The sequence below is a fragment of the Paenibacillus ehimensis NBRC 15659 genome, assembly GCF_004000785.1.
In the GTDB taxonomy this organism is placed as follows: domain Bacteria; phylum Bacillota; class Bacilli; order Paenibacillales; family NBRC-103111; genus Paenibacillus_G; species Paenibacillus_G ehimensis.
Genome location: NZ_BILX01000201.1, coordinates 1 through 835, shown reverse-complemented (window position 1 = coordinate 835; position 835 = coordinate 1). Strand labels below are relative to the sequence as shown.

The following is an 835-nucleotide window of genomic DNA, read 5'->3' as shown; positions in this document are numbered from 1 at the left end:
GGCGGCTTCGCGCGCTTCGGCGAGCCGCTGCTCGGCCTGCGCCAGCGCCGCTTGCGAGGCGTCGCCGAGGCCCTGCTGCTCCGCTTGGAGCGCACGGATGGCCACGTCCGTCTCCTTGAAGCGGGCGGCGGTTTTCGCGCTCAGCCGGTCACCGTACGGCTCCAGATGGAACAAGCGCTGCAGCATCGCCCGCCGGTCTTTGCCCGTCAGCGTCAAAAACTCCGCGAACTTCCCTTGCGGCAGCACGACCGCCCGGGTAAAATCAGCCATCGACAAGCCCAAAATATCCTGAATCCGCTGATTGACCTCTCCCGCCTTGTCGGCCAGCACAACCGCTTCGTCGTCCCGGTATTGAATCAGCCGGCACAGGCTGCCGAGCACCGAGACGTCGCCGCCGCGCTTGAACTGGCGGTCGACGCGGTAGCGCTTGACGCCGAGCGCATGCCCCAGCTCGAAAGTAAACGAGACGGACAGTATCTGCTCCGCCTGATTCATGATCGCCTGCGTGCCGCCCGGAGCCCGCTCCACCTTCCCGAACAAGGCCAGCGTCATCGCATCGAGCAGCGTCGACTTGCCGCTGCCCGTCGGCCCGAAGATACCGAATACGCCCGCGCCCGTCAGCGCGCTGAAATCGATGTCCTGCGCTTCCCGGTAGCTTTGCAGCCCCGCGATTTGCAAATGAATCGGCCGCATAAGCGAGCCCCCTTTCCATACCTTTCCAATCTACTCTATCCGTTTCCGGCTACACCGCCGGATCGTCTTCCTCCGTATGTAACAGCTCCAGAAACAGCCGGGTCAGCTCCGGCTCGGGCTGCGCCCCGCCGGTCTGCCGCTC

At 64.9% G+C, this 835-nt stretch carries 1 protein-coding gene; it reads right to left on the bottom strand.

Going from position 1 to position 835, the window contains the following annotated elements; all coding sequences use genetic code 11:
* On the bottom strand, positions 1-693 hold a 693-nt coding region (locus tag PEH01S_RS34325), incomplete at its 3' end, for an AAA family ATPase (protein WP_164828163.1).
* Positions 694-835 lie beyond the last annotated feature (142 nt).